Raw genomic sequence first — 25,947 nt, 5'->3', positions numbered from 1 at the left:
ACTCATAAATAAAACGTAGATACCCACAATGCACAAGCATGCCGGATGCTCAGATGGCTAAATATCACTCAGCCGTTTTTATTAACTGTACACAAAAGTTGTCATTTTGTATTTTCGGTCTCTTTGTCGCTCGTACGTGAGGCAATTTTACGGGCAATACTATTGGCGGTTTCTTTTAGCAAGCTGCGCTTATGCTCTAAGCGAGGTAACGGGCGACTAAGCTCCATCGCTTTATACCCTATACGCGCGGTAAAAATACCAGCACTTAGCCCTTGCGCTGCTCGGCCCGACAATTTCCCGAGTAATTCAGCGCTTAGTGCCGTTGCTGCTAAATCTGAAACTAACTCTGCACTACCAACAAACAATACTTGTTTCACTAATAAGCGGTACAATTTAATACGGCTTGCATAACCAAAACCAATACCGTAAATACGGCCAATTTGCTCAATGAGCTTAGTGCCACGCCATAGCACCGCCATCATATCGACTAAAGCCAACGGGCTTAGCGCAACCAATAAGCCAGACTCAGTGGCAAAACGGTTAATCAGTTTTTTCGCTTGCTGATCTTGGCTTACCAATAAGCTATCGGCGTATAAGGTCATGATTTCTTTATCGGTATGGTGACTTGCTATTTGTTGCTTAAACTCTTCAAACCCAGTAAGCGTTTGATGTTTATTAAGCTTTTCTAGCCATGGTAATGCTTCACCTACTTGCTCGCTATTAAGTAAGCGGTCGGCCTCTGTGCGATGCAATTGATTACGCTTCAAACTTCTTAGCATACGGTACTCGCGCCAAATAACACGGGCAATCAGTAGCACACCACTGAGAACAGCCGTTAAATACAGCGAACCTAAAATAATTGATTGCTGAAACGTCACAAACAATGACATCGCAAACTCAAGTAACACTAACGCTAAAAAGCTAACAACAAACACCCCTTTTAGGGTTTGCCATTTCGACTTTTTATACACAGGCTCAAGCTCTATGCTATCTTGCTGATCTTCTTCAGTGTCGATAAATTCGGCGTTTTCTATCACTTTAGCAACTGTTAACTCCTCTGCAGGAGCTTCGTTGCTTGCAGAGCTTGAAATACGGCGACCTGCCTGAAAGTTCATCTCCTTTGGTTGCTCACTCATGTTAGTTTATCTCCTATCAGGTACTGCATGACATGATCTAAACGAATATGCTTTAACCGTTTATCAGGGCATGGCAGTGGCGAAAACGATAAGAACTCAAAGCCCTGTTTTGGCCACTCTTGTTTGTTGAGAAGGCGTGACGGTGGCTGCGGCGGTAAATACGTTAACCATTCTTGCTCGCCTAAAGGCTTGCCATAAATACAAGCTAACTGTTGGCCTTTCTCAGCCACTTGGCGCGGCTCTGTAGCGCAGATAGATGACATTGCCATGGTTTCGATTTGCACGCCTTCGAACTTTAAATGATTCGTTTGGTCATGCACGATTGAATCAAGCAATAACGCTAAATCTTTATGATATTGCGCACTAATATGATCTGACTTGTTGGCCGCAAACAGTAGCTTGTCGATGTTTGGTTTAAACAAACGCTTAAAGAAGCTTGCTTCACCATAATTAAAGTGCGCCAGCAATTGGTTAATAACACGACTTTGCTCATGCAAGGTTTCGCTTCCTTCATTCAAGGCACTGAGCACATCCACTAGCACAATTTGTCGGTCAAAATGACGAAAATGCTGCTCGTAAAAAGGTTTTACAACCTCTTTTACATAGGCTTTATAGCGCTTTTTAAGATGCGCTAAATTGGACCCTTCGATTATGTCGTCTGGCACATTCGCAACCGGAAAAAACTGTAGTAGCGGCGCTCCTTTAAGCTCACCTGGCATCAGCATGCGACCAGGTTGCAGCATGGCAAGTTTGGTGTCTTTTTTAAGGCCCACTAATAACTGCTGATAAAGCGCAGCGACATCAGCAAGTTTGCTTTCATCAACACTGGCTGATAGATCAAGTTCAGCAAGGGCTGTTAAAAATGGCTTCGCTTTTTCGTTGCGTGCGGTTTGCTGCAAGAGTGAGTATTGTGATTCACACCAATCAGCAAATGATTGCTCTAGCATTGGCAAATCAAGTAGCCATTCACCTGGGTAATCAATAATGTCTAAATAGAGTGTTGATTGCGGTGCAAAATGACCGCGTAACCCCGAATTACTTTGGTATTTAATTGCTAAACGTAGCGTATTTATACGCTCGGTAGAGGCAGGCCATGCAGGCTCACCTTCAATAGGTAATAACGCTGATAATGCATTTGTGTATTCAAATGTCGGTATTGTCAGTGCTTGCTGCGGCACTATTTTTGTGGCGATATGACGCTTTTCGCGCATCACATCAAAAAAAGGTAAGTTTTTATCGTCAGCTTGGCTGGTTAAATGTTTAACCAAGGCGGTAATAAAAGCGGTTTTACCGCTGCCACTTAACCCTGTAACGGCTAATTTCACGTGTTGATCTAAACTACGGTGAAGGGCTTTTTCCGCTTTATTTTTTAACGAATTAAAGGTGTTCTTTGCAAATGATTGGCTCATAAAGTGTCTAGCACCTTATTTGCGCTGGGTATCACGATGCAAACAAGGTGCGTATATATCCTTTAAAGTTTGTTGATTTCACGGCTAACCGTAAATTCTGTTGATGTGACATAGCGTTCCATCTCTTGTAAACGACCATCAACTCGTGCAAGACGATCTTTTAAGTCTTGCAATGCACGGCGAGGTGGTTCCCCTTTTTGCCATACTTTAAATTTTACTTCAAGCGGGTCTTGGTGAATGCTGTCTGTGCTTTTCTCTGTTTTTTCTGCTGGTTTTTTATCTAAAATAAACCAAGCAGCAATGTAAGCAACAACAATAAATGGACCACCTGATAATAGCACTGCTGTCACGACTAAAATACGTACCAGCCAAAGCTCCATGTTAAAGTAATCGCTGATACCTGCGCACACACCTGCTATTTTGCCACGCTCTGCGTCTCTAAATAATTCGCGTTTGGTACTCATACTTTACGTCTCCACTGCGGAGCCTCTTGGTCAAGTAAGGCTTCTAATGTTTCAACACGCTCTGCCATTTTATCTGCTTTTTGTGCAAGCTCTAATAATTGGCGGTGCTCGTGTTCACTTAAACCTTGGCTCACTTGTTTTTTACTACGGTAATGTAAAATTAGCCAAAGTGGGGCAACAACCACCATAAAAACAATAATCGGTGCCATCAAAACTTCTGCGTCGAACATGGTACTCTCCTGTCAATCCGGTATGTGTTTAAGCATTGGGGGACATGCCCCCATTTATTATTTTTTATCTGCTAGTTTTTTCTTAAGCTCAGCTAGCTCATCATCAATCTTTTCGTCTTGCTGAAGACCAGCAATTTCGTCAGCTAATGATTTTTTACCAAGATCATAAGATTCTATTTGTGATTCTAGACCATCGATCTTAGTTTCGTAACGTTCGAAGCGGTTTAAAGCGTCTTCAACTTTAGAGCTGTCGAGTGCTTTTTTAACTTCAAGACGTGACTCAGCAGAGCGTTGACGTAAGATGATTGCTTTTTGACGCGCTTTTGCATCAGCTAGCTTCTCTTGTAACGTGCTGACTTCTTGCTGTAGTTTCTCGATGTGAGACTCTACATGCTCAAGCTCAGTTTCAACCGCTGCGACTGCATCTGCTGACTTTTGCTTTTCAATCAGTGCTGCACGTGCTAAATCATCACGGTCTTTATTTAGTGCTAATTCAGCTTTTTCTTGCCAGTCTGCAACTTGAACTTTTAAAGTTTCAACGCGACGTACTAGCTCTTTTTTCTCAGCAAGTGTTTTTGCTGATGTAGAGCGAACTTCTACTAATGTATCTTCCATCTCTTGGATGATCAGGCGAACCATTTTTTCTGGGTCTTCTGCTTTATCTAAGATGGCATTGATATTAGAATTAACGATGTCTGCAAAACGTGAAAAAATTCCCATAACATTTACCTCTTTGGTGTTTTAACTTAATCAGTTGGTATATCTAGTATCAATATGCTTGCCAACTTTTATAAACCTAGAATAACTCAATATATTCAAACAGTTAAACTAAATTTATAAATTTCTTTAGTTCTCATAGATAATGAAATACACTAGATCTTAGTAAAAATGACTAAGAGTTAGGGAATATGAGCCAATTTCGCCAGCAGGATAATTTACTCGGCCAATCTGACAGTTTTTTAAGTGTACTTGATCAAGTTTCGCAACTAGCCAGTTTAGAAAAGCCAGTTCTTATTATTGGTGAGCGCGGTACGGGTAAAGAACTTATTGCTGCGCGTTTGCACTTTTTATCTAAGCGTTGGGATCAAAACTATATAAAGCTCAACTGTGCAGCGCTTAACGAAAACCTGCTCGAAAGCGAATTATTTGGTCATGAAAGTGGTGCATTCACCGGTGCTAGCAAACGCCACGAAGGCCGCTTTGAACGTGCTAATGGCGGTACGCTATTCCTTGATGAATTAGCCAATACCTCGGCGATGGTACAAGAAAAACTACTACGCGTTATTGAATACGGCGAATTTGAACGCGTTGGTGGTAAGCAAACCGTTAAAGTCGATACCCGTTTAGTCTGTGCGACCAATGAAGACTTACCAACCCTAGCTGAGCAAGGCGAATTTAGAAGCGACTTACTCGACCGCCTCGCCTTTGATGTTATTACCCTGCCCCCGCTGCGTGAACGCCAAGAAGATATCATGTTATTGGCAGAACAATTTGCAATTAACATGGCTCGCGATCTTGAGTGGGAGCTATTTAGTGGCTTTACGCGTAGCGCCATCGAAACGCTGCAATCTTATGAGTGGCCAGGTAATATTCGTGAATTAAAGAATGTGGTTGAACGTAGCTTATATCGCCATGGTAACGAACATATTCCCGTTCACCAGATTATTTTAGACCCATTCGCGAGTAAGTTTAGACCTAAACAGCGCGTAAAAGCAGCAGTTAGCAGTGCCCCTGTTGCAAACGTAGAAGCTGCGCCTATCGCCACGACACAAAATCAAGACGTTGTAACACTTAATAAGCCCGACATTCAATTTCCTTGTAATTTAAAGCAGCTGTCTAACGACTTTGAAATTGATGTCATTAAAAAAGCGCTTGAACATAGCCAATTTAACCAAAAGAAAACTGCAGAACACTTAGAATTAACGTATCATCAATTACGTGGCTATTTGAAAAAATACAATTTATTAGATCAGCAGCAATAGTTAGAGGCTAATCAGGTGTTTAAACCGTTACTTGCTTTGTCTTTGGTGTGCTTAGTAGGCTGCCTAGATAACGAAGAAAAAACCACAGAACAAAAAAACCAGGGCTTAGTCTATTGCGCTGAAGCAAACCCTGTGTCGTTTAATCCGCAAGTGACGACGACAGGTTCGACTATCGATATTATCGCCAACCAGTTATATGATCGCCTATTAAGTATTGATCCGGTGTCTGCCGAGTTTAAAGCAGAGCTGGCAACTGATTGGAAAATTAGCCCAGACGGCAAAGCAATTACCTTTACCCTGCGTAAAGGGGTTAAGTTTCACACCACAAAATACTTTACCCCAAGCCGTGATTTTAACGCTGATGATGTAATTTTTACTTTCAGCCGCTTATTCGACGTTTATAACCCTTATCACTTTGTTGGTGATGCCAGTTACCCTTATTTTCAAAGTGTGGGTATTGATCAGCTTATTCGTCGCATTGTGCGTGTTTCTGATTACCAAGTACGGTTTGAGCTTTATAATGCTGAAAGCAGCTTTTTAGCAAACCTTGCAACCGACTTTGCCGTGGTGTTATCGGAAGAATACGCCATGCAGCTTAAAGCGCGAAACCAAGAAAACTTATTTGACCAATACCCTGTGGGTACTGGCCCTTATGTATATAAAGAATATCGTCGCGACCGTTTAATTCGCTATTACCGTAACCCTGACTACTGGAAACACCCTGTTGTACTTGAGCAATTGGTATATGACATTACGCCAAACGGCACCACACGCGTTGCGAAAATGCTCACCAAAGAGTGTGATGTGACTGCGCACCCAAGCAGCGCGCAGCTAAGTATTTTATCGCAACGTGAAGATATTAAAGTTCAAAAAGAGCAAAACTTAAATATTGGTTATTGGGCCTTTAACACTGAACGCCCGCCTTTTGATGATGTACGTGTACGCCAAGCACTCGCAAGCGCCATCGATGTCGATAAAATCATGCAAGCGGTATATTACGGTAACGGCATTAAAGCGCAGTCATTACTGCCTCCGGCTTCTTGGGCATTTGAAGCGCAAAAAGCCATGCCAGAATTTAACCCTGCACTTGCCAAAACATTACTCGCAGAAGCTGGCTACAAAAATGGCTTTGATATGAATATTTGGGCTATGCCAGTAAGCCGTATTTATAACCCCAATGCCCGTAAAATGGCTGAGCTGATGCAAAGTGATTTACGCAAGATTGGTGTTAACGTTAATATCGTCGAGTACGAGTGGAATACCTTTTTACAACGAATTGGTGAACATAGACACGATAGCGTGTTACTTGGTTGGGCTGCAGATACACCAGACCCAGATAACTTTATGAGCCCATTATTAAGCTGTACTGCGACTTTCAGTGGTAAAAACCCAGCAAATTGGTGTCACCCTGAGTTTGATTTATTACTTACTCAAGCCTTAGACACAACAGATCTTGAAAAGCGTAAACAATACTACAATCAAGCACAGCGGATCATAGTGCAAGAGCTGCCTATTTTACCGATAGCCCATGGTATGCGCTTTCAAGCAGCAAGTAGTGATGTTAAAGGCATCAGCTTAAGCCCTTTTGGTGGCATTTCACTAGCTAACGCGAGGAAAGAATAATGATCCTTGATTATATTCTACGCCGCTTAGCACTGTTGATGTTTATGATGCTGACACTGAGTATCTTTACCTTTTCATTGAGCTTTTTGTTTCCGGGTGATGCACTAACTAACTTAAGCGGTATTACCAATAGTACTTTCTCACAAACAAGTGCCTTAGAAGAAAAATTCCATTTTACTGAAAACTACGTAGTGCAATACTTTGCCTTTTTAGAGCGTATTATTCAGGGTGATTGGGGAATTTCATTTGCATCCGGCGAAAGCGTATTTCAGCATATTCAAGACTTATTTCCTGCAACGCTAGAGCTTAGCCTGTACGCATTATTTGTCTCTGTTGCTGTGGGCGTACCGGGTGGTATTTTAGCTTCTGCTTACTACAAACGTTGGCCAGATAAATTTATAAACTCAGGCACGCTTATTGGCTACTCGATGCCTGTTTTTTGGTTAGCGCTATTGTTGATCATGGTGTTTTCACTGCAACTCGGTTGGTTTCCGATGTCGGGCCGTATGGGTCTACTTTACGAAATTGAACCTATTACCGGCTTTATTTTAATCGATATCATATTAGGTGACTTTCCGTATGATGGCATGGCATTTTTAGATGCAATACACCATCTAACCTTGCCGACCATTGTACTTGCCATGTATCCGACCACAGTATTGGTTCGCTTTACCCGCGACTCTATGCTGAAAGTACTCGATCAGAGTTACATTAAAACAGCACGCGCTAAAGGCTTAAACCGTGCACAGCTGATCCTTCACCACGCTCTGCGTAATGCGCTGCTACCGGTTATTAAACAAATAGGTTTACAGTTTAGTACCTTGATCACCCTTGCGATGATCACCGAAGTTATATTCTCATGGCCGGGCATTGGTCGTTGGCTTATCGATAGTATTTATCAGCGCGACTACCCTGCAATTCAAGGTGGCTTACTCGCTGTTTCTATGTTCGTTATTTTAGCTACGATTATTGCTGAGCTCACTTATACCTTATTCGACCCATTATCGCGGAACCAAGCTCATGGCAAAGTTTAATTTATTCTCTGAAGAGTCGAATAAATCGCCGTTAGCGCGATTTTGGAAAAAATTTAAAACTAATCACCCTGCTCTTGTGGGGTTATGGTTATTTATTGCTTTAGTGTTACTGGCTGTGTCTGCACCACTCCTTGCACCTTATGGCGTGAACCAACAACACAGCGATGCACTTCTGTTGCCGCCATCGTGGCATGATGCAGGTGACGTACGCTTTTTATTAGGCACCGACGATTTAGGCCGAGATGTGTTATCGCGCTTGATGAATGGTGCAACCTACACCTTTGGTTTGTCGGTTGTCGCCGCTTTGATCACCACAGTAATTGGGGTATTAGTAGGTACTTTTGCTGGTATCAGTCGGGGTATTCGCTCAAGCTTTTTGAATCACTTGCTTGATATTACGTTATCTATTCCATCGCTGTTACTAGCCATCATTATTATTGCGATTCTTGGCCCGGGCTTAATGAATACAGTATGGGCGATTATTTTAGCCTTACTGCCTCAATTTATTCACTCGGTACGTAACTTAATTGTTGAAGAGCTTAACAAAGATTACATCACGGCATTTAAACTGGATGGTGCGTCAAACTGGCATATTCTCGCCCGTGGTATCTTCCCGAATATTTACGAGCATATTGTGGTTATTTTTACCATGGCGCTTTCTACCGCTATTTTGGATATCTCGGCACTTGGCTTTTTAAAATTGGGCGCACAGCCCCCAACCACAGAATGGGGTGCTATTTTGGCTGAAAACCTTGGTTTAATTTACCTTGCCCCTTGGACTGTTGGCTTACCGGGCGTATTATTATTTTTAGCAGTACTGTCTACCAATTTAGTAGGTGACGGTTTACGCCAAGTGCTTAAAGAACGTAAGGCCGACTAATTATGCAATTACTCGATATTCGCAATCTCACGATAGAGTTACGCACCTCAGATACCGTTATTCGTGCGGTTGATAGAGTCAGCATGACCTTAAAAGAAGGTGAAGTGCATGCTTTAGTTGGCGAGTCTGGCTCAGGTAAAAGCTTAATTGCAAAAGCCATTGTTGGGGTTTTAAATAAACGCTGGCATATCACCGCTGATCGCATGCATTGGCGTGGTGTTGATTTAATGCGCTTATCTAACGAGCAACGCCGTAAACTAGTAGGTCAAGACATTGCTATGATCTACCAAGATCCGAGTCGCTGCCTAGATCCAACTGCCAAGATATTTGACCAAATTGCCGAAACCCTGCCTGCGCAAGCAACCAGTGGCTTTTTCTTAAAGCGAAATAAACAGCGTAAAGACAGAGTAAAAGCGTTAATCCACAAGGTCGGTATTAAAGATCATAAAAAGGTACTCGACAGCTACCCTCATGAGCTCTCTGAAGGGATTTGTCAAAAAGTAATGATTGCCATGGCCATTGCGCGTACTCCGAAACTATTGATTGCCGATGAGCCAACTACCGCCCTTGAAAGCACCACGCGTGCACAAGTATTTAGACTGTTAAAAAGCTTGAACCAGCTAAAGAACATGTCGATTTTGATGATTTCTCACGAACTTGAAGAAATTGTTGAATGGTCTCATGGCATGCATGTTCTTTACTGCGGACAAATGGTTGAAGCTGGCCCAACTAATCGTATTTTTAGTCAGCCATATCATCCGTATACTCAAGCACTGTTAAAAAGCTTGCCTGACTACGAGCAAGGGCTTGCCCACAAAGAGCCGTTTTATGCTTTAAAAGGCACCATTCCGACCTTGCAGCATTTGCCAATAGGCTGCCGCTTGGGTCCTCGTTGCCCACAAGCACAAAAAGAATGTGTGGTTACCCCGAAATTGACCAAGCATCATAGTCATAGTTATGCCTGCCATTTCCCATTAATTAAGGCGATGAAATAATGCAACCACTGCTCAAAGTTCAAGCGTTATCAAAGAGTTTTAACCTGCGTGCAGGCTTGTTCTCACGCAAACGATTCTCTGTTTTAAGAGATATTTCGTTTTGCTTAGGACAAGGTGAAACCATTGCAATTATCGGCGAAACCGGCTCAGGTAAAAGTACCTTAGCTAAATTACTCTCAGGAGCCGACAACGCTGATAAAGGGCAAATTTTGCTCGATGGTAATATCATCGAAAATGATGGCTTGCGTGATAACGACTGTCGCCATATTCGTATGATCTTCCAAGACTCTGAAGCGTCGTTGAACCCAGGTTTAACCATTGGCGACATGCTTAATGACTGTTTACAGTACAACACTGACTTAAACAAAGAAGAGCGTGAAGATAAAATTAAACAAACCCTCGCAAAAGTGGGTTTGCTGTTAGATCATCAGCACTATTACCCTCATATGTTTAGTAGTGGACAATTACAACGTATAGCGCTTGCACGGGCTTTAATTTTAGACCCTAAGGTTGTAGTGCTCGATGAGGCATTATCGTCTCTAGACCCGTCTGTGCGTGCACAAACGGTAAACTTATTACTGCGTCTACAAAAAGATACTGGCCTTAGCTATGTGCTTATTACGCATCACCTAAGTTTAGTGCGTCATATTAGCGACCAACTTGTGGTACTTGATCACGGTGAGATTGTTGAATACGGCCAAACCGAAGCGATTTTCCAAAACCCACAATCAAACGTGACGCAGAAGTTGTTGAACTGCTGATAGTGAGCTGTCAGCTATCAGCCGTAAGCTGTCAGTTTGATTCGGCGTTAAAACGCCTCCTACGCGAGCGGTTTGATCACTCAATTAACTTTACTCTTTCCCCTCGAAACTTTACTCTTTCCCCTCGAAACTTTACTCTTTCCCCTTGCAGCTTTACTCTTATCAAAACTTTTTATACATCCCTTGGCTTTGTGGTGCGACAAACTTGTAGCCAAGCTTTTCGTAAAAGCCTGGTTTGTCAGCGACCATAGTGACATAACTACCTTCAAAGGCGGCAGATTCAATGTAGCGGTCAACATGTTCCATAATGACACGCCCTAACCCTTGCCCTTGATATTCAGGTGATACAGCAATATCAACCACTTCAAAATTACAACCGCCATCACCAATAACGCGGCCCATGCCAATCAACTCATCGTTTTTACGAATACAAATAGCATAAAGAGAGTTTGGTAACCCCGCCTTTGCAGCCGCTAATGAACGTGCTGATAAGCCAGCTTTAAGGCGCATGTCACAGTATTCTTCTGCGCTTGGTAGCTGCTCTATTAGACTGTACTCCATAAAAGCTCTTTGTAACTTGCATTAGCTTTAACGGTAACAAAAAAGGCGCCAATAGGCGCCTTTTATTTAACTCTGTTTGCTAATTATTCAGCAGCTTGAGTCGCTTGTGGTACTTGCACTTCAGCTTGTGCTTTTAGTGCTGCAATAAATACCATGTAGTTTTTATTCACTTGAGCCATAGTGATGTTTTGCTTTTGTTGCTCATTAATCTCAACTTCAGTCGCTGGATTAACTGCTTTTAGCGCAACAATTGCAGCATCGCCATTGTTTAGGTCAACAACTTCAACCTCTGGTGCACCTTGTGGGTGAGCCATTTTGAAAGCTTGTTGAACAATCGCTGGTGATACTGTGTAAGCTTGACGAGCAAGTGCAGCTTCTTGGCGTACTGTTAGGCCTTCAGCTTGTGCAACTTCGTTTAGGCTCTTACCAGCTTCGATCTCAGCGTATAGAGTGCGTGCTTTTTCTTTAGCAAGCTCCGATGCTTTTTGTGAAACTAACGTCGCCTTAATTTGCTCAGAAACATCTGCTAGTGCTTTCGTTGTAGCAGCTTTGTGATCGTTTACACGAACAACAACAGCATGCTCATCGCCTACTTCAATTACTTCTGAGTTCATGCGGTCTTCTAACACTTCAGGTGAGAAAATAGCAGTAACAACTTGTGGGTTGTTTAACGGCTCAGGTAATGCATTGCGAGTAACAAGTTCTGTTTTCTGTACTTCAACGCCTGCTGCTTCTGCTGCATCAATTAAAGTATCTGAGATTTCGAACGCAAGCTCACCCATTTGAGTTTGCTTTTCATAGAACGCATTAATTTTCTTAGTACGCTCAAGTTCAGCGCGAAGCTCATCTTTTACGTCAGCATATGGTTTAACTTGCTGTGTTTGAATATCAGTAAGTTTGATGATGTGATAACCAAACTCTGATTCTACAACGTCAGAAATGTCGCCTTTGCTTTCAAGTGCATACGTTGCATCTTCAAACGCAGGGTCCATCATGTCACGTTCAATCCAGTCTAGGTCGCCGCCCATTTCTGCACTCACTACGTCATCAGAAGATGACTCAGCTAGCTCAGCAAAATCAGCACCGCTTTGTAACTGCGCTAGTAGCTCTTCAGCTTTCGCTTTTGCTGCATCATCGTCTTCGCTGTTATCAATTAAGATGTGCGATACTCGACGTTTTTCAGGCTCAACATATTGTGCACTGTTTTGATCATAGTAAGCTTTGATATCTTCTTCTGAAACACTTGAATCAAGCGTTAAGGTAGCTGCATTTAAGTCAATGTAGCTTACAGACACTTGCTCTGGTGCTAAGAATTGCGGTTGATTCAACTCATAGTAATCAGCAATTTCTTGCTCTGTTACTTCGATACCTTCTTGTAATGATTCTTTAGCAACAACTAAGTAATCAATACTGCGCGTTTGCTGTTGTAGAGCAACGCTGTTGTTTAATTCATTTTCTAAGATGAAATCTGTACCAGCAACAGCACCTACTAATTGGCTGCGTGTCATGTCTTCACGTAAATATTCACGGAAAGCATCTGGTTGGAAATTCATTTGACGAATAACTTGTAAGTAGCGGTCGTTGCTAAACTGGCCGCCTACTTGGAAGTAAGGCATTTCTAAAATTGCTTTACGAACACTTTCGTCGCTTACACGAAGACCTAATTCTGCCGCTAGTTGAGTTTGCAATTCTTGTTGTACTAAACGGTCGATTACGCCTTGGCGAATTTGTGCCATGTAATTTGGATCAGCAGCGATTTGTGCGAAGTATTCACCAAATTGTTGTTCTAAACGGTTACGTTCGTTTTGGTATGCACGGCTGAATTCGGTTTGGCTAATTTTAACTCCATTTACTTCTGCAACGGGTTGCTCTGTGGTTTGTCCTAAATAACCACCGATCCCAGCTAAAGCAAAAGATAAAATCACCGCGCCTAAAATAATTTTGGCTGCAGGTCCCTGCGAACCTTCTCTGATTTTCTCAAGCATTTATCTATCTCTATTCTGATCAGGTACAAATTAACCCTGCTCATGTAAAAAAAGCGTATCTTACCAGATACGCTTTTTCACTTGAAGTAACTGGTGATAAGTTACCTAAATTCAATTTAAGTGTGATTAGGTATCTCTCACCAACTAATCTTTAATGATTAGTTTACTGCGTCTTTCAGCGCTTTACCTGCTTTGAAAGAAGGAATGTTTGCTGCAGCAATCTGGATAGTCTCACCAGTTTGCGGGTTACGACCTGAACGCGCTGCACGCTCACGTACAGAGAAAGTACCAAAGCCAACTAGCGCTACTGAATCGCCATCTTTAAGAGCGCCTGAAACAGCCTCGATGAATGAATCTAGTGCACGACCTGCAGCCGCTTTAGAAATGTCAGCGTCAGCTGCGATTTGATCGATTAATTGAGATTTATTCACAATATCATCCTCTTTCATTGTTATTATCAAGAGCGATTGTTTTTATAAAAAATAACATCACTGTTTTGAAAATTTATGAGCAAATTAAGTTTATGCTCAGTTTATTATATTTTTCTCAACCCTAGGCCACATAAGGCCTAGGCTTGAAAACTAGTGCTTAACTTATCATACCCTTTGTATTTGAAAAGCCCCTAAATGCACTTTTTTGCGGTTTTTTACTGGTTTTTTTCAGTTTCGACAGAAAAACTCTCTACTGGGTGCTTCAAAGCCAGTTTTAAAACGTCATCAATCCATGTAACTGGGTGAATTTCAAGGCCCTCTAATACGTTGTCTGGGATCTCTTTTAAGTCACGTTCGTTAATTTTTGGAATAATAACGGTTTTAATTCCACCACGATGCGCTGCCAGTAGCTTCTCTTTTAAGCCACCAATTGGTAATACTTCACCACGTAATGTGATTTCACCTGTCATTGCTACATCTGAGCGCACAGGGTTACCCGTTAAGCTCGATACCAAACCAGTTACCATGGCAATACCAGCACTTGGGCCATCTTTTGGTGTTGCACCTTCTGGCACGTGAACATGAATGTCACGTTTCTCATAGAAGTCGCTATTAATGCGAAGTTTTTCAGCACGATTACGAACAACCGTCATCGCAGCCTGAATTGACTCTTGCATTACATCACCAAGCGAACCTGTGTAAGTTAGCTTGCCTTTACCTGGTACAGCTGCAGATTCAATAGTCAGTAAATCACCACCTACTTCAGTCCACGCAAGACCCGTTACTTGGCCAATACGGTCACCGTCTTCAGCTTTACCATAATCAAAACGTTGTACGCCTAAGAACTCTTCAAGGTTGTTATCGTCGATAAGTACCTTTTTAGTGTCTTTATCAAGCAGGATGTTTTTAACTGCTTTACGGCATAGTTTTGACACTTCACGTTCTAAGTTACGAACGCCCGCTTCACGTGTGTAGTAGCGGATAATGCCAATAATTGCACTGTCAGCAATTTCAACTTCATGCTCTTTTAAGCCATTGCGCTTAACTTGTTTTGGAATCAAGTGTTGCTTAGCAATGTTTAGCTTCTCGTCTTCGGTGTAACCCGATAAACGAATCACTTCCATACGGTCTAATAACGGACCTGGAATATTAAAGCTATTTGATGTTGCCACGAACATTACGTCAGATAGGTCGTAATCAACTTCTAAGTAGTGATCGGCAAAATGGCTGTTTTGCTCAGGATCAAGTACTTCAAGTAATGCTGATGCAGGGTCGCCACGCATATCTGATGACATCTTATCGATTTCATCAAGTAAGAATAGTGGGTTCTTTACACCAACTTTAGTCATATTCTGGATTAACTTACCAGGCATAGAACCAATGTAAGTACGGCGGTGACCGCGGATTTCCGCTTCGTCACGAACGCCACCTAATGCCATACGCACATATTTACGACCTGTAGAGCGTGCGATTGACTGACCAAGTGAAGTCTTACCTACACCAGGAGGACCAACTAAGCATAAAATTGGGCCTTTAAGCTTATTAGTGCGCTGCTGCACCGCTAGATACTCAATAATACGCTCTTTAACTTTATCTAAGCCGTAATGGTCACTATCTAAAATCTTCTGTGCGCCAGCTAAGTCTTTTTTCACCTTAGAGCGTTTTTTCCAAGGTACATTGATTAAGGTATCAATGTACGAGCGCACGACGGTTGCTTCCGCCGACATCGGCGACATCATTTTTAATTTAGATAACTCAGCGTTTGCTTTCTCTTGCGCTTCTTTAGGCATACCAGACTCTTCGATGCGTTTTTTAATTGCTTCGAATTCATCGGGTACATCATCAAGTTCGCCAAGCTCTTTTTGAATCGCTTTCATTTGCTCGTTGAGGTAATACTCACGCTGCGACTTTTCCATCTGCTTTTTCACGCGGGTACGGATTTTTTTCTCAACTTGCAGTAAGTCAATCTCGCCTTCCATCAGTGCCATTAAGTATTCAAGACGCTCGGTCACATCGGCAATCTCAAGTACTTTTTGCTTTTCAGGTACCTTAAGCGGCATGTGTGCTGCCATGGTATCAGCAAGGCGTGCAGCTTCATCGATGCCAGACACAGAAGTAAGTACTTCAGGTGGGATCTTCTTATTAAGCTTTACATAGCCTTCAAATTGGCTAATTGCGCTGCGAATAAAGATATCTTGTTCTTGCTCGTCGATATGGCCTGATTCGATGAACTGTGCTTCAGCCACAAAGAAATCATCGTTATCTAAAAACGTTTCAACGCTCGCACGTTGTGTGCCTTCAACAAGCACTTTAACGGTGCCATCAGGTAACTTTAATAACTGAAGTACTGTGGCAATGGTGCCAACACGGTAGATATCATCTTGCTGCGGATCATCAACAGAGGCGTCTTTTTGCGCCACTAGGAAAATTTGTTTGTCCTTGTCCATCGCCGCTTCTAGGCATTTTATTGATTTTTCACGACCAACAAATAGCGGGATCACCATGTGTGGGTAAACCACTACATCGCGCAGTGCCAACACGGGGATTTCGACTCGATCTGTTCTCTCAAGCGTCATTATATTCTCTTCGCACTTCATTTATTTTAAAGATTACTCAAGTATATGGGGATATGTAAGGGAAAGTTCAACATATTTATAAAAAAAGGAGCCTTTGGCTCCTTTTTCGTGTTCAACTGCTTAACTTTTAAACTATTACAGCTTTATTCTGATGCAGCTTTGTCTTGGTTACCGCTTTGGTAAATCAAAATTGGGTCTGATTCACCTTTAATAACGGTTTCATCAATAACCACTTTGCTAACATCATCCATTGAAGGTAATTCATACATAGTATCAAGTAATACGCCTTCAACAATTGAACGTAAGCCACGAGCACCTGTTTTACGCTCCATTGCTTTATGAGCAATTGCGCTAAGTGCATCTTCACGGAACTCAAGCTCAACATCTTCCATCGCAAACAATGCAGAGAACTGTTTAGTTAATGCATTTTTTGGTTCGCTCAGAATTTGAATAAGCGCCGCTTCATCTAGCTCTGTTAGTGTCGCAACAACCGGAAGTCGACCAATGAACTCAGGAATTAAACCGTATTTCACTAAATCTTCTGGTTCAACATCTTTAAATGTTTCACTTAAGCTACGGCTACCTGATGATTGCTTAACTTCAGCACCAAAACCAATACCGGTATTTTTATGGCTGCGTTGTTCAATCACTTTATCTAGGCCAGCAAACGCACCGCCACAGATAAATAGGATCTTAGAAGTATCAACTTGTAAGAACTCTTGCTGTGGATGTTTACGGCCGCCTTGTGGTGGCACAGATGCAACCGTACCTTCAATTAGCTTAAGTAAGGCTTGTTGTACACCTTCGCCCGATACGTCACGGGTGATCGATGGATTGTCAGACTTACGAGAAATCTTATCGATTTCATCAATGTAAACAATACCACGTTGTGCTTTTTCTACGTCGTAATCACATTTTTGCAGTAGCTTTTGAATGATGTTTTCAACGTCTTCACCTACATAACCTGCTTCAGTTAGTGTCGTTGCATCGGCCATCGTGAATGGTACATCAAGTAAACGAGCCATTGTTTCAGCAAGTAATGTTTTACCACTACCTGTAGGACCGATTAATAGAATATTACTCTTACCAAGCTCAATATCTGCATTGATTGTTTGATTGCGTAAACGTTTGTAGTGATTGTATACCGCAACCGACAGCACTTTTTTCGCGTGGTCTTGGCCAATCACGTAATCATCTAAGTGATCACGAATTTCTTTCGGCACAGGCAGTTTATCAGACGCATTATGCTTCGGCGCAATGTCTTTGATTTCTTCCCTGATAATATCGTTACACAGCTCTACACATTCATCACAAATATATACTGAAGGGCCAGCAATTAGTTTGCGAACTTCGTGCTGGCTTTTGCCGCAGAAAGAGCAGTATAACAATTTATTACTTTTGTCGCCGTCTGTAGGAGTGTCAGACATTCAGCTACCTCATTTATTACGTTGGCAGTAGCACTGGGCTACTGCTAATTCACTATGTTTAACTATATCAAAGAATATCAGTTTTCGCATAGTAAAGGGTGATAGCTAACAATACGTTATTATTAGCTATTCAGATTACTTCGAATCGCGGCTTGAAAATACTGAGTCAACTAGGCCGTATTCAACTGCTTCGCTAGCAGTCATAAAGTTATCACGGTCTGTATCACGAGAAACCACATCGAGTGGCTGGCCAGTATGTTCAGCCATTAAACGGTTTAACTTATCTTTAATTGATAAAATTTCACGGGCATGGATCTCAAAGTCAGATGCCTGACCTTGGAAGCCACCTAATGGTTGGTGGATCATTACACGTGAGTTAGGTAAACAAAAACGCTTACCTTTAGCGCCACCTGATAGCAAGAATGCACCCATGCTTGCCGCTTGGCCAACACAAATAGTGCTTACATCAGGCTTGATAAAATTCATTGTATCGTAAATTGCCATACCCGCAGTCACAGAACCGCCTGGCGAATTAATGTAAAGATAAATATCTTTTTCTGGGTTTTCTGATTCTAAAAACAGCATTTGCGCAAGAATCAAATTAGCCATGTTATCTTCTACTTGGCCAGTTAAGAAAATAATGCGCTCTTTTAAAAGACGTGAGTAAATATCATATGAGCGCTCACCTTTAGCTGTTTGTTCAACAACCATAGGGACTAGTGCGTTTAGAGGGTCTATCATACCGCTATTCATTCTTATTTAATTCCTTATCCGCTGCGACTCATCCTTACTATAAGGAAAGCACATTTATACTAATGTAAATTAAGCTGTCTATTCAATCTTTATAACTATATAGGAACTTATCAGAACAAATTCAATCCTCGCCGAAAAAAGTTCTGAAATAACATCAGTATTGTTGGTTTTTTTGAAACTGATACCACAAACTAAAATGGCCCGAGTACGCTGTATAAATACAGGGTAACACGAGCCATTTAATCGCTAGCGAGAGCTTAAGTCAATGACTTATTAAGCACCTTGCTGTGGATTCATGATGTCGTCGAATGCTTTTTCAACGTCAGTCACGTTTGCTTTAGCTAGGATAGCTTCAACTGCTTGCTCTTCCATCGCTACGTTGCGCATTTGCTGCATAAGCTGATCGTTTGCTTTGTAGTACTCTACTACTTCAGTTGGATCTTCGTATGCAGAAGCTACAGTTGCGATTAACTCTTCAACTTTAGCGTCGTCAACTTTAAGCTCGTTCGCTTTAATTACTTCACCTAGTAATAGGCCAGTCTTAACGCGAGTTACAGCTTGCTCGTGGAATAATTCAGCTGGAAGCTCAGGCATGTTTTTAGCGTCGCCACCGAAACGTTGTGCAGCTTGCTGACGTAGTGCATCAATTTCTTGATCTACTAGCGCTTTTGGCACTTCGATTTCGTTGTTAGCTAAAAGACCTTTGATAGCTTGATCTTTAACGTTAGCTTTAACTGCTTGGTCAAGCTCACGTGTCATGTTCTTTTTAACTTCTTCTTTAAGAGCGTCAACACCGCCTTCAGCTACACCGAATTTAGTTGCGAACTCGTCGTTAAGCTCTGGAAGCTCTTGAGTTTCAACTTTCTTAACAGTGATTGCGAAAGTAGCTGCTTTACCTTTAAGGTTTTCAGCGTGGTACTCTTCAGGGAAAGTTACTTCAGCAACAACTTCTTCGCCCGCTTTTTTGCCAACGATGTTGTCTTCGAAACCTGGGATCATACGACCTTGACCAAGTTCTAGTGGGAAGTCTTCAGCTTTACCGCCTTCGAACTCTTCGCCTTCGATAGAACCAACGAAGTCGATAGTTACACGGTCGTTCTCGCCTGCAGCTGCGTCAACTTCAGCCCAAGAAGCGTGTTGCTTACGTAGAGTTTCTAGCATGTTAGCTAGGTCTTCGTCAGTTACAGATACAGCTGGCTTTTCAACAGCGATTTTATCTAAACCTTGGATTTCAACTTCTGGGTAAACTTCGAAAGTTGCATCGAACTCTAAATCTTTACCAGCTTCTAACGCTTTAGGAGCGAAAGTAGGTGAACCAGCTGGGTTAATTTTTTCAGAAACGATTGCTTCGATGTAGTTGCGTTGCATTAATTCGCCTGCAACTTCTTGACGTACTGCAGCACCGTAACGCTTGTTGATGATAGACGCTGGTACTTTACCAGGACGGAAACCATCGATACGCTGGGTTTTAGACAGTTGTTGTAAGCGTTTTTTTACTTCAGTCTCAACGTTCTCTGCAGGAACGGTGATGGTCAGACGGCGCTCAAGGCCTTGAGTCGTCTCAACAGAAACTTGCATGATTTACCTCAATCTTCAATTTTGGCGACTGTTCGCCTTCCTTACAAACAAGGTGATCTCCATGAGTGATAGCAAGTTTTAACGCTGAATATTTCAACTTAAAACGGCGCATTGTAACCATGAGATACCATTGCTGCTTTGCCTCTATGGGCACTATGTTAAACAATAGACGCGGCATTATAACCTAATATTTATTATAGTCGAGTCTGGGGGGCAATTATTTGGCGTATATAGCAGCAATCAGCGTTTAAATGCGTAAAAAACGAACGCAACAAAATAACAAAGTAGAATTAAGCTGAATTAAAGGATGTATTTAGAAATTGAGAAGTGGTCGGCGATGCAGGATTTGAACCTTCGACTGAATTGGATATACCCAAACCAATCGTTCTTTGACCATAAATCTTTAAAAGTGGTCGGCGATGCAGGATTTGAACCTGCGACCCCTTGGACCCAAACCAAGTGCGCTACCAAACTGCGCTAATCGCCGATACTGAGAGAAGTTTTGAAAATAAAGACCACTTATTAAAAGTGGTCGGCGATGCAAAATTTGCACCTTCGACTGAATTGGATATACCCAAACCAATCGTTCTTTGACCTTAAACTTTCTAAAAGTGGTCGGCGATGCAGGATTTGAACCTGCGACCCCTTGGACCCAAACCAAGTGCGCTACCAAACTGCGCTAATCGCCGATATCTTAGAGTAAATTGGGGTGACTGATGGGGCTCGAACCCACGACAACCGGAATCACAATCCGGGGCTCTACCAACTGAGCTACAATCACCACGGCATTTACATATTTTCAAATGGCGCACCCGGAAGGATTCGAACCTTCGACCAACGCCTTAGAAGGGCGTTGCTCTATCCAGCTGAGCTACGGGCGCATCGAAAACTTCATAAGTTTGCCTGTAAGCGCCGCTTCTTAAAGAAGAAGTGGTCGGCGATGCAGGATTTGAACCTGCGACCCCTTGGACCCAAACCAAGTGCGCTACCAAACTGCGCTAATCGCCGATGCTTACCGTTGTTTGCGAGTGACCTCGTTAACAACGGGGTGCATAATAGTGATTTGACCGAGTCAGGTCAAACATTTTTTTAAGAAAATAATTCAATCGGTCACTTTTAGTTCATAATGGTTAAATATTGCAAATATAAGCTAAAATTTGAACTCTTTTTTATAAAGTAGCGCTTTATATAAGATTGCATCTTGGCGCTATGATGCTTTTCTGCGAAAATACGCAACATAAATAAATATGATCAAACAAACATGATTTGTGTATCCACGCCCCCTTTATTGGATAATCATATTTAGATGTATCAGTATCAAGTTAACTAACCCCAATTAAAGGTCACCCATGACGGCAAACATCATCGATGGTAAGGCAATAGCTAAACAAGTACGCAGCAATGTAGCAGAGCGAGTTGCAGAGCGTGTAGCGAATGGATTACGCGCTCCAGGACTAGCAGTTGTGTTAGTTGGTCAAGATCCAGCTAGCCAAGTGTATGTTGGTTCTAAACGTAAAGCATGTGAAGAAGTCGGCTTTGTATCTAAGTCTTACGATTTACCTGGCGACACAACTGAGCAAGATTTACTTGCATTAATAGATCAACTAAACGAAGACAAAGAAGTAGACGGTATTCTAGTACAGTTACCTTTACCTCAGGGTCTTGATGCTGAAAAAATTCTTGAACGCATCACACCACATAAAGATGTTGATGGTTTCCACCCTTATAATATTGGTCGTTTAGCTCAGCGTATGCCGGCACTTCGTCCTTGTACGCCGAAGGGTATTATCACCCTACTCGACTCTACCGGTGTTCGCTACAAAGGTATGCACGCAGTTGTTGTTGGTGCGTCAAACATTGTTGGTCGCCCTATGTCACTTGAGCTTTTACTTGCAGGCTGTACAACAACGGTGTGCCATAAGTTTACTCAAGATTTAGAAACGCATGTTCGCCGCGCTGATTTATTAGTTGTTGCGGTTGGTAAACCTGAGTTCATTCCGGGTGATTGGGTTAAAGAAGGTGCTATCGTAATTGATGTAGGCATTAACCGCCTTGAATCTGGCAAGCTTGTTGGTGATGTTGAATACGATATCGCTGAACAAAAAGCACATTTCATTACACCAGTACCAGGTGGTGTTGGCCCAATGACTGTGGCAAGCTTAATCGAAAACACCCTTGAAGCGTGTGAAAAGTACCACAGCTAAGAAGAGCTAAATTATTGCAAAAGGCTGCCAATTGGCAGCCTTTTTTTGGTTTTAAAATCAATGTAGTTTGAACAGCCTAAGCTTTAGCATCTGGGGGAGCACTGAAAACACAATCATCAAAAACATTAATAGGTATTGCCAGTCTTGATATTGTTCGTTTATCAGTAAAACAGCGCATACGATTCCCGCGATTGGGTTAGCAATAGTGCCGAATGAAAACTCAGCCACAGTCATGCGTCCTAATAACCAAACATACAGAATATAGGCGATAGCGGTATTAGGCACGATTAACCAAAATAGCGCAGAATATTGCAGTGCTGAGATAGGCTTAAATATCACTTGGTATTGCTCTGGGTGAAGTAAACTGCCATCAATAAACGCAGCCAATAATAAAATAGTGCCGCCAATGATTAACTGCCAGGTAAGCACAACCCACCAATGAATATGCACCGACAAACTCTGTACCAAGGTGCTACCAATCACAATAGTCAGTAAGGCCCCAAATAAAGCAGCCACTCCCAATACATTTAATGCCACGTGTGCTGGGTCGAACAACAACCACGCCAACACCACCAGCGCCATAGCACAGAATGCTTGAATTTTTGCGGGGCGCTGCCCTTTAGTAAGCCAAGCATATAGTAAAGCCACAACCGGCACAGACACCATCCCTACCCCTGCTATAGCTGCAGGAAGGTTTACCGCCATGATAAAAATAAAGGCAAAAAACAGCGCGATATTCACAGCACCTAGCGTTAACAAACTTGGCCACTGCGAACGGGTTGGCAAACTAGGTTTAAGCAATAAAAGTAATAACCCTGCAGGTAATGCACGCAATGCGCCTAATAAAAGTGGCGGCCAATCAGGTGTGGCATATTTGGTCACTGCATAGGTGGTGCCCCATAAAAAGGCGGGGATCATGGCAAGTAAAATATTCAATGTCTGTCCTTGTTAATACGAAGAGATGGCAAGGTAAAAGCTCAAGTACAGTTGAGGTCAATAGCTATATTGATTAATAACAAAAAAGGTTGCCTCGTTGGCAACCTTTTTTAATGAGTCATGATTCGATGAATAGTTAGGCTTTACGCCATGTTGTTTTACCAGCTGAATCTTCAAGTACCACACCTAGCGCATTCAATGCATCGCGCGCTTCATCAGCTGCCGCCCAATCTTTACTTGCGCGGGCTTCGTTACGTTTTGCTATTAACGCTTCGATATGTGCTACTTCGTCGTCAGCTTGGCCACCTTGTAAAAAGGTTTCTGGGTCTTGTTGTGCAACGCCTAGTACCTCTGCAACACTGCGTAGTACATAAGCTAGCTTACCTGCTTGCTCTGTATCGCTATCTTTAACACGGTTTAGCTCTTTTGCTAATTCAAATAATACTGGTAGTGCTTCAGGGGTGTTAAAGTCATCATCCATCGCTTTTCTGAATTTAGCCACATATTCATTGCTAGCTAAATCGCACTCGATTGGCGTTACGCCACGCAATGCAGTGTAAATACGTTCAAGTGACGAACGTGCTTGCTCAAGGTTTTCTTGCGAATAGTTAAGCTGGCTACGGTAATGACCTGAAATTAAGAAGTAACGAACTGATTCAGCATCGTACTCTTTTAATACGTCACGTACGGTAAAGAAGTTGTTTAAAGACTTAGACATCTTCTCTTTATTAACCTGAACCATACCTGTGTGGATCCACGTATTAACGTACTTGCCGTTATTTGCACAGCATGACTGAGCAATTTCGTTTTCATGGTGCGGGAACTGTAAATCTGAACCACCACCGTGAATATCAAAGTGCTCACCTAAGTGCTTAGAGCTCATTGCCGAACATTCAATATGCCAACCAGGGCGACCCTCACCCCATGGTGAAGACCATGACGGCTCTTCTGGCTTGGCTTTTTTCCAAAGCACGAAATCAAGTGGATCTTGCTTATCTTGTGCAACTTCAACACGTGAACCAGCCTGTAGCATGGTTAGGTCTTGTTGCGATAAAGCACCGTATTGCTCAAAGGTTGATACATCAAATAATACATCACCATCTGCAGCAACATACGCATGGCCTTTGGCAATTAAACGCTCAACCATAGCGATGATTTCATCCATGTGGTTTGTTACTGTTGGCTCAACATCCGGACGCAGCATATTTAAGCTGTCGAAATCTTCATGCATGGCTTTGGTCATACGAGTCGTTAGATCATTAATTGACTCACCATTTTCGTTAGCACGTTTAATGATTTTGTCGTCAACATCTGTGATGTTACGAACGTATTTTAAATCGTAACCGATGTGGCGTAGGTAACGCACAATCACGTCAAAACCAACGAAAGTACGAGCATGACCGATGTGACAGTAATCATAAATGGTGATACCACACACGTACATGTCGATTTTGCCATCAACAAGGGGTTTAAACTGCTCTTTTTGTCGCGTAAGTGTGTTGTAAATTTGTACCATTTATAAAATGTCCTTAACGGTGTTTCGAGATTCTCTATGGTAACACTTGCAAAGCCGCTGCTCTAGCGCTTTATCAATTGAATAAGCACTTTGTTAAACGTTTTAAACAAGCTCTTTGTTAATCAAAGGCAACTACTATAAAATAGCCCCATTATTAAACCTGAATATAGGAAACCTCATGGTTGTACTACACACAAACTTTGGTGACATCACTATCAAGATGCACGAAAGCGATGCACCAAACACTGTTAAAAACTTCTTAGAGTATGCAAACGCTGGCTTTTACAACGGCACTATTTTTCACCGTGTAATTGATGGTTTTATGGTACAAGGCGGTGGTTTTGAGCCGGGTATGGTTCAAAAAGAAGTAAACAACCCAATCGAAAACGAAGCAAACAACGGCCTTGCAAATAAAGTGGGCACATTAGCAATGGCACGTACGCCGGATCCACATTCAGCGACTGCGCAGTTCTTCATTAACGTTAACGACAATGACTTCTTAAACTTCAGCAGTGAAACATCACAAGGCTGGGGCTACTGCGTGTTCGCAGAAGTTGTTGAAGGTATGGACGTGGTAAACAAAATCAAAGGTGTTGCTACTGGCAGCGCTGGCTTCCACCAAGACGTACCTCTTGAAGATGTCATCATCGAAAAAGTAACGGTTAGCTAATTTAATCGTTTAGTCTTTTTAAGCGGGCCTTTGCCCGCTTTTTTGCGAGTAACCATGAAACAAAGTTATTTTATTGCCGACCTCCATTTAACAGAAAACCGCCCAGACATCACTGCGGCATTTTTTGATTTTCTTGATAGCAAGATTATTAATGATGACGTTGATGCACTGTATATTTTGGGTGACTTTTTTGAAGTATGGGTAGGTGATGACTATCAAACTGACCTTTCAAAGACTGTTGCCGCACGTTTAAGCCAAGTCAGTGAAAGTGGTACTGAGGTGTTTTTTATTCATGGTAATCGCGATTTCATTATGCGAGAAGACTATGCAAAAAGCGCAAGTATGACTTTACTACCTGAACAAGTTGTTATTGATTTATACGGTACTCCAACAGTTATCTTGCACGGTGATGAAATGTGCACTCAAGATATTGAATATCAAAAGTTTCGTAAAAAAAGCCGTGGTTGGTGGTGGCCAAAACTAATGCTTGCTATGCCGCTTTGGTATCGTAAGAAAATTGCCCGCAACGCCCGCGAAAAATCAAAACAAAGCCAAGCTGGCAAAGCATTAGAGATTTTAGATGTGACCGAAGATGCAGTTTTAGCCATGTTTGAAAAGCATCAGGTTACTAATATGATCCACGGTCATACTCACCGCCCTAATGTGCATCACTATAAGCAAAATGGAAAAACACTAACCCGCACTGTACTGGGTGACTGGTATGAGCAAGGTTCATACTTAAGAGCTACTCCAGAGCAGCAAAAACTAGTCCACACTCCCTTTAAATAACCAATTT

23 protein-coding genes and 5 tRNA genes are annotated in these 25,947 nt (G+C 42.2%); 9 read left to right on the top strand and 19 right to left on the bottom strand.

Features of this window, described 5'->3' with window-relative positions; translation table 11 throughout:
* Window positions 1-101 precede the first annotated feature (101 nt).
* The 5 genes from PASHI_RS20625 to pspA form a co-directional block, all read right to left on the bottom strand.
* Window positions 102-1,136: a TIGR01620 family protein gene (locus PASHI_RS20625; RefSeq protein ID WP_062566869.1), complete on the bottom strand. Its 1,035-nt coding sequence runs from the start codon at window positions 1,134-1,136 to the stop codon at window positions 102-104.
* A complete protein-coding gene (locus tag PASHI_RS20620; protein WP_062566868.1) occupies window positions 1,133-2,545 on the bottom strand; it encodes a YcjX family GTP-binding protein in 1,413 nt (470 codons plus the stop codon). The genes PASHI_RS20625 and PASHI_RS20620 overlap by 4 nt, the downstream gene beginning before the upstream one ends.
* Before the next feature lie 62 nt (window positions 2,546-2,607).
* Window positions 2,608-3,009 carry an envelope stress response membrane protein PspC gene (pspC, locus tag PASHI_RS20615; protein ID WP_054562063.1) on the bottom strand — a complete coding sequence of 134 codons (402 nt, stop codon included), beginning with the start codon at window positions 3,007-3,009 and terminating at the stop codon, window positions 2,608-2,610.
* Entirely contained in the window at window positions 3,006-3,239 is a 234-nt protein-coding gene (gene pspB, locus PASHI_RS20610) for an envelope stress response membrane protein PspB (protein ID WP_036969793.1), read from the bottom strand. The genes pspC and pspB overlap by 4 nt, the downstream gene beginning before the upstream one ends.
* A 57-nt stretch (window positions 3,240-3,296) precedes the next feature.
* The gene (gene pspA / locus PASHI_RS20605; protein WP_054562064.1) at window positions 3,297-3,959 is read right to left on the bottom strand and encodes a phage shock protein PspA; all 663 of its coding nucleotides are present in this window, start codon (window positions 3,957-3,959) and stop codon (window positions 3,297-3,299) included.
* A gap of 188 nt (window positions 3,960-4,147) precedes the next feature.
* On the opposite strand from pspA, the gene pspF reads away from it, so the two are divergent.
* From pspF to PASHI_RS20575, 6 genes are read left to right on the top strand one after another with little or no spacing between them, the layout of a single operon-like run.
* A complete protein-coding gene (gene pspF / locus PASHI_RS20600; protein ID WP_054562065.1) occupies window positions 4,148-5,221 on the top strand; it encodes a phage shock protein operon transcriptional activator in 1,074 nt (357 codons plus the stop codon).
* A 15-nt stretch (window positions 5,222-5,236) separates the two neighbouring features.
* Entirely contained in the window at window positions 5,237-6,844 is a 1,608-nt protein-coding gene (locus tag PASHI_RS20595; protein WP_054562066.1) for an ABC transporter substrate-binding protein, read from the top strand.
* The gene (locus PASHI_RS20590) at window positions 6,844-7,878 is read left to right on the top strand and encodes an ABC transporter permease (protein ID WP_062566867.1); all 1,035 of its coding nucleotides are present in this window, start codon (window positions 6,844-6,846) and stop codon (window positions 7,876-7,878) included. The genes PASHI_RS20595 and PASHI_RS20590 overlap by 1 nt, the downstream gene beginning before the upstream one ends.
* Window positions 7,865-8,758, top strand: coding sequence for an ABC transporter permease subunit (locus PASHI_RS20585; RefSeq protein ID WP_054562068.1), 894 nt, complete (start codon window positions 7,865-7,867; stop codon window positions 8,756-8,758). Before PASHI_RS20590 ends, PASHI_RS20585 begins: the two co-directional genes overlap by 14 nt.
* A 2-nt stretch (window positions 8,759-8,760) precedes the next feature.
* Window positions 8,761-9,753, top strand: coding sequence for a peptide ABC transporter ATP-binding protein (locus tag PASHI_RS20580; protein WP_054562069.1), 993 nt, complete (start codon window positions 8,761-8,763; stop codon window positions 9,751-9,753).
* On the top strand, window positions 9,753-10,514 hold the full coding sequence (locus PASHI_RS20575) for an ATP-binding cassette domain-containing protein (protein ID WP_054562070.1): 762 nt from the start codon (window positions 9,753-9,755) through the stop codon (window positions 10,512-10,514). Before PASHI_RS20580 ends, PASHI_RS20575 begins: the two co-directional genes overlap by 1 nt.
* A 162-nt stretch (window positions 10,515-10,676) precedes the next feature.
* Here PASHI_RS20575 and PASHI_RS20570 read toward each other — a convergent pair whose 3' ends face one another.
* The 12 genes from PASHI_RS20570 to PASHI_RS20510 all read right to left on the bottom strand — a co-directional run bounded on the left by PASHI_RS20570 (window position 10,677) and on the right by PASHI_RS20510 (window position 20,833).
* The gene (locus PASHI_RS20570; protein WP_054562071.1) at window positions 10,677-11,075 is read right to left on the bottom strand and encodes a GNAT family N-acetyltransferase; all 399 of its coding nucleotides are present in this window, start codon (window positions 11,073-11,075) and stop codon (window positions 10,677-10,679) included.
* An 83-nt stretch (window positions 11,076-11,158) separates the two neighbouring features.
* A complete protein-coding gene (ppiD, locus tag PASHI_RS20565; protein ID WP_062566866.1) occupies window positions 11,159-13,060 on the bottom strand; it encodes a peptidylprolyl isomerase in 1,902 nt (633 codons plus the stop codon).
* 158 nt (window positions 13,061-13,218) lie between these two features.
* Complete coding sequence (locus tag PASHI_RS20560) at window positions 13,219-13,509, bottom strand: HU family DNA-binding protein (RefSeq protein WP_175580427.1); 291 nt, start codon at window positions 13,507-13,509, stop codon at window positions 13,219-13,221.
* Between the two features lie 197 nt (window positions 13,510-13,706).
* Complete coding sequence (gene lon / locus PASHI_RS20555; RefSeq protein ID WP_062566865.1) at window positions 13,707-16,067, bottom strand: endopeptidase La; 2,361 nt, start codon at window positions 16,065-16,067, stop codon at window positions 13,707-13,709.
* Window positions 16,068-16,210: 143 nt separating this feature from the next.
* The gene (gene clpX / locus PASHI_RS20550) at window positions 16,211-17,494 is read right to left on the bottom strand and encodes an ATP-dependent protease ATP-binding subunit ClpX (RefSeq protein WP_054562074.1); all 1,284 of its coding nucleotides are present in this window, start codon (window positions 17,492-17,494) and stop codon (window positions 16,211-16,213) included.
* Between the two features lie 135 nt (window positions 17,495-17,629).
* Window positions 17,630-18,247, bottom strand: a complete 618-nt coding sequence (gene clpP, locus PASHI_RS20545; RefSeq protein WP_054562075.1) for an ATP-dependent Clp endopeptidase proteolytic subunit ClpP — start codon at window positions 18,245-18,247, stop codon at window positions 17,630-17,632.
* 273 nt (window positions 18,248-18,520) lie between these two features.
* Window positions 18,521-19,825 (bottom strand): trigger factor, encoded by a 1,305-nt coding sequence (gene tig / locus PASHI_RS20540; RefSeq protein ID WP_054553149.1) that lies wholly within the window; start codon window positions 19,823-19,825, stop codon window positions 18,521-18,523.
* A gap of 410 nt (window positions 19,826-20,235) precedes the next feature.
* Window positions 20,236-20,312: transfer RNA gene (locus PASHI_RS20530), tRNA-Pro, on the bottom strand.
* Window positions 20,313-20,437: 125 nt separating this feature from the next.
* Window positions 20,438-20,514: transfer RNA gene (locus PASHI_RS20525), tRNA-Pro, on the bottom strand.
* A gap of 16 nt (window positions 20,515-20,530) precedes the next feature.
* Window positions 20,531-20,606 (bottom strand) — tRNA-His (locus PASHI_RS20520).
* Between the two features lie 23 nt (window positions 20,607-20,629).
* Window positions 20,630-20,706 (bottom strand) — tRNA-Arg (locus PASHI_RS20515).
* A 50-nt stretch (window positions 20,707-20,756) separates the two neighbouring features.
* Window positions 20,757-20,833: transfer RNA gene (locus PASHI_RS20510), tRNA-Pro, on the bottom strand.
* Window positions 20,834-21,174: 341 nt separating this feature from the next.
* Here PASHI_RS20510 and folD point away from each other — a divergent pair.
* Window positions 21,175-22,029 (top strand): bifunctional methylenetetrahydrofolate dehydrogenase/methenyltetrahydrofolate cyclohydrolase FolD, encoded by an 855-nt coding sequence (gene folD / locus PASHI_RS20505; RefSeq protein WP_054553151.1) that lies wholly within the window; start codon window positions 21,175-21,177, stop codon window positions 22,027-22,029.
* A 57-nt stretch (window positions 22,030-22,086) separates the two neighbouring features.
* Here the strand turns inward: folD and PASHI_RS20500 are convergent, their stop codons facing one another.
* Window positions 22,087-22,965: a DMT family transporter gene (locus PASHI_RS20500; RefSeq protein WP_062566863.1), complete on the bottom strand. Its 879-nt coding sequence runs from the start codon at window positions 22,963-22,965 to the stop codon at window positions 22,087-22,089.
* A 136-nt stretch (window positions 22,966-23,101) separates the two neighbouring features.
* A complete protein-coding gene (cysS, locus tag PASHI_RS20495; RefSeq protein WP_062566862.1) occupies window positions 23,102-24,481 on the bottom strand; it encodes a cysteine--tRNA ligase in 1,380 nt (459 codons plus the stop codon).
* A gap of 178 nt (window positions 24,482-24,659) precedes the next feature.
* Here cysS and PASHI_RS20490 point away from each other — a divergent pair, with 178 nt between their 5' ends.
* Both PASHI_RS20490 and PASHI_RS20485 read left to right on the top strand, forming a co-directional pair.
* Window positions 24,660-25,151 (top strand): peptidylprolyl isomerase, encoded by a 492-nt coding sequence (locus tag PASHI_RS20490; RefSeq protein ID WP_054562080.1) that lies wholly within the window; start codon window positions 24,660-24,662, stop codon window positions 25,149-25,151.
* 54 nt (window positions 25,152-25,205) lie between these two features.
* Complete coding sequence (locus PASHI_RS20485) at window positions 25,206-25,940, top strand: UDP-2,3-diacylglucosamine diphosphatase (protein WP_062566861.1); 735 nt, start codon at window positions 25,206-25,208, stop codon at window positions 25,938-25,940.
* Window positions 25,941-25,947 lie beyond the last annotated feature (7 nt).

The sequence above is a fragment of the Pseudoalteromonas shioyasakiensis genome (genome assembly GCF_001550135.1).
Taxonomy (GTDB): Bacteria; Pseudomonadota; Gammaproteobacteria; order Enterobacterales; family Alteromonadaceae; genus Pseudoalteromonas; species Pseudoalteromonas shioyasakiensis.
Note: the sequence above shows the minus strand (reverse complement) of the source record. Positions and strands in the feature narration are given on the sequence as shown.

Excerpts from the sequence above, each read along its gene's own strand:
- PASHI_RS20625 (WP_062566869.1), bottom strand. The coding sequence starts at position 1,136 with ATGAGTGAGCAACCAAAGGAGATGAACTTTCAGGCAGGTCGCCGTATT.
- PASHI_RS20620 (WP_062566868.1), bottom strand. The coding sequence starts at position 2,545 with ATGAGCCAATCATTTGCAAAGAACACCTTTAATTCGTTAAAAAATAAA.
- pspC (WP_054562063.1), bottom strand. The coding sequence starts at position 3,009 with ATGAGTACCAAACGCGAATTATTTAGAGACGCAGAGCGTGGCAAAATA.
- pspB (WP_036969793.1), bottom strand. The coding sequence starts at position 3,239 with ATGTTCGACGCAGAAGTTTTGATGGCACCGATTATTGTTTTTATGGTG.
- pspA (WP_054562064.1), bottom strand. The coding sequence starts at position 3,959 with ATGGGAATTTTTTCACGTTTTGCAGACATCGTTAATTCTAATATCAAT.
- pspF (WP_054562065.1), top strand. The coding sequence starts at position 4,148 with ATGAGCCAATTTCGCCAGCAGGATAATTTACTCGGCCAATCTGACAGT.
- PASHI_RS20590 (WP_062566867.1), top strand. The coding sequence starts at position 6,844 with ATGATCCTTGATTATATTCTACGCCGCTTAGCACTGTTGATGTTTATG.
- PASHI_RS20585 (WP_054562068.1), top strand. The coding sequence starts at position 7,865 with ATGGCAAAGTTTAATTTATTCTCTGAAGAGTCGAATAAATCGCCGTTA.
- PASHI_RS20580 (WP_054562069.1), top strand. The coding sequence starts at position 8,761 with ATGCAATTACTCGATATTCGCAATCTCACGATAGAGTTACGCACCTCA.
- PASHI_RS20575 (WP_054562070.1), top strand. The coding sequence starts at position 9,753 with ATGCAACCACTGCTCAAAGTTCAAGCGTTATCAAAGAGTTTTAACCTG.
- PASHI_RS20570 (WP_054562071.1), bottom strand. The coding sequence starts at position 11,075 with ATGGAGTACAGTCTAATAGAGCAGCTACCAAGCGCAGAAGAATACTGT.
- ppiD (WP_062566866.1), bottom strand. The coding sequence starts at position 13,060 with ATGCTTGAGAAAATCAGAGAAGGTTCGCAGGGACCTGCAGCCAAAATT.
- PASHI_RS20560 (WP_175580427.1), bottom strand. The coding sequence starts at position 13,509 with ATGAAAGAGGATGATATTGTGAATAAATCTCAATTAATCGATCAAATC.
- lon (WP_062566865.1), bottom strand. The coding sequence starts at position 16,067 with ATGACGCTTGAGAGAACAGATCGAGTCGAAATCCCCGTGTTGGCACTG.
- clpX (WP_054562074.1), bottom strand. The coding sequence starts at position 17,494 with ATGTCTGACACTCCTACAGACGGCGACAAAAGTAATAAATTGTTATAC.
- clpP (WP_054562075.1), bottom strand. The coding sequence starts at position 18,247 with ATGAATAGCGGTATGATAGACCCTCTAAACGCACTAGTCCCTATGGTT.
- tig (WP_054553149.1), bottom strand. The coding sequence starts at position 19,825 with ATGCAAGTTTCTGTTGAGACGACTCAAGGCCTTGAGCGCCGTCTGACC.
- folD (WP_054553151.1), top strand. The coding sequence starts at position 21,175 with ATGACGGCAAACATCATCGATGGTAAGGCAATAGCTAAACAAGTACGC.
- cysS (WP_062566862.1), bottom strand. The coding sequence starts at position 24,481 with ATGGTACAAATTTACAACACACTTACGCGACAAAAAGAGCAGTTTAAA.
- PASHI_RS20490 (WP_054562080.1), top strand. The coding sequence starts at position 24,660 with ATGGTTGTACTACACACAAACTTTGGTGACATCACTATCAAGATGCAC.
- PASHI_RS20485 (WP_062566861.1), top strand. The coding sequence starts at position 25,206 with ATGAAACAAAGTTATTTTATTGCCGACCTCCATTTAACAGAAAACCGC.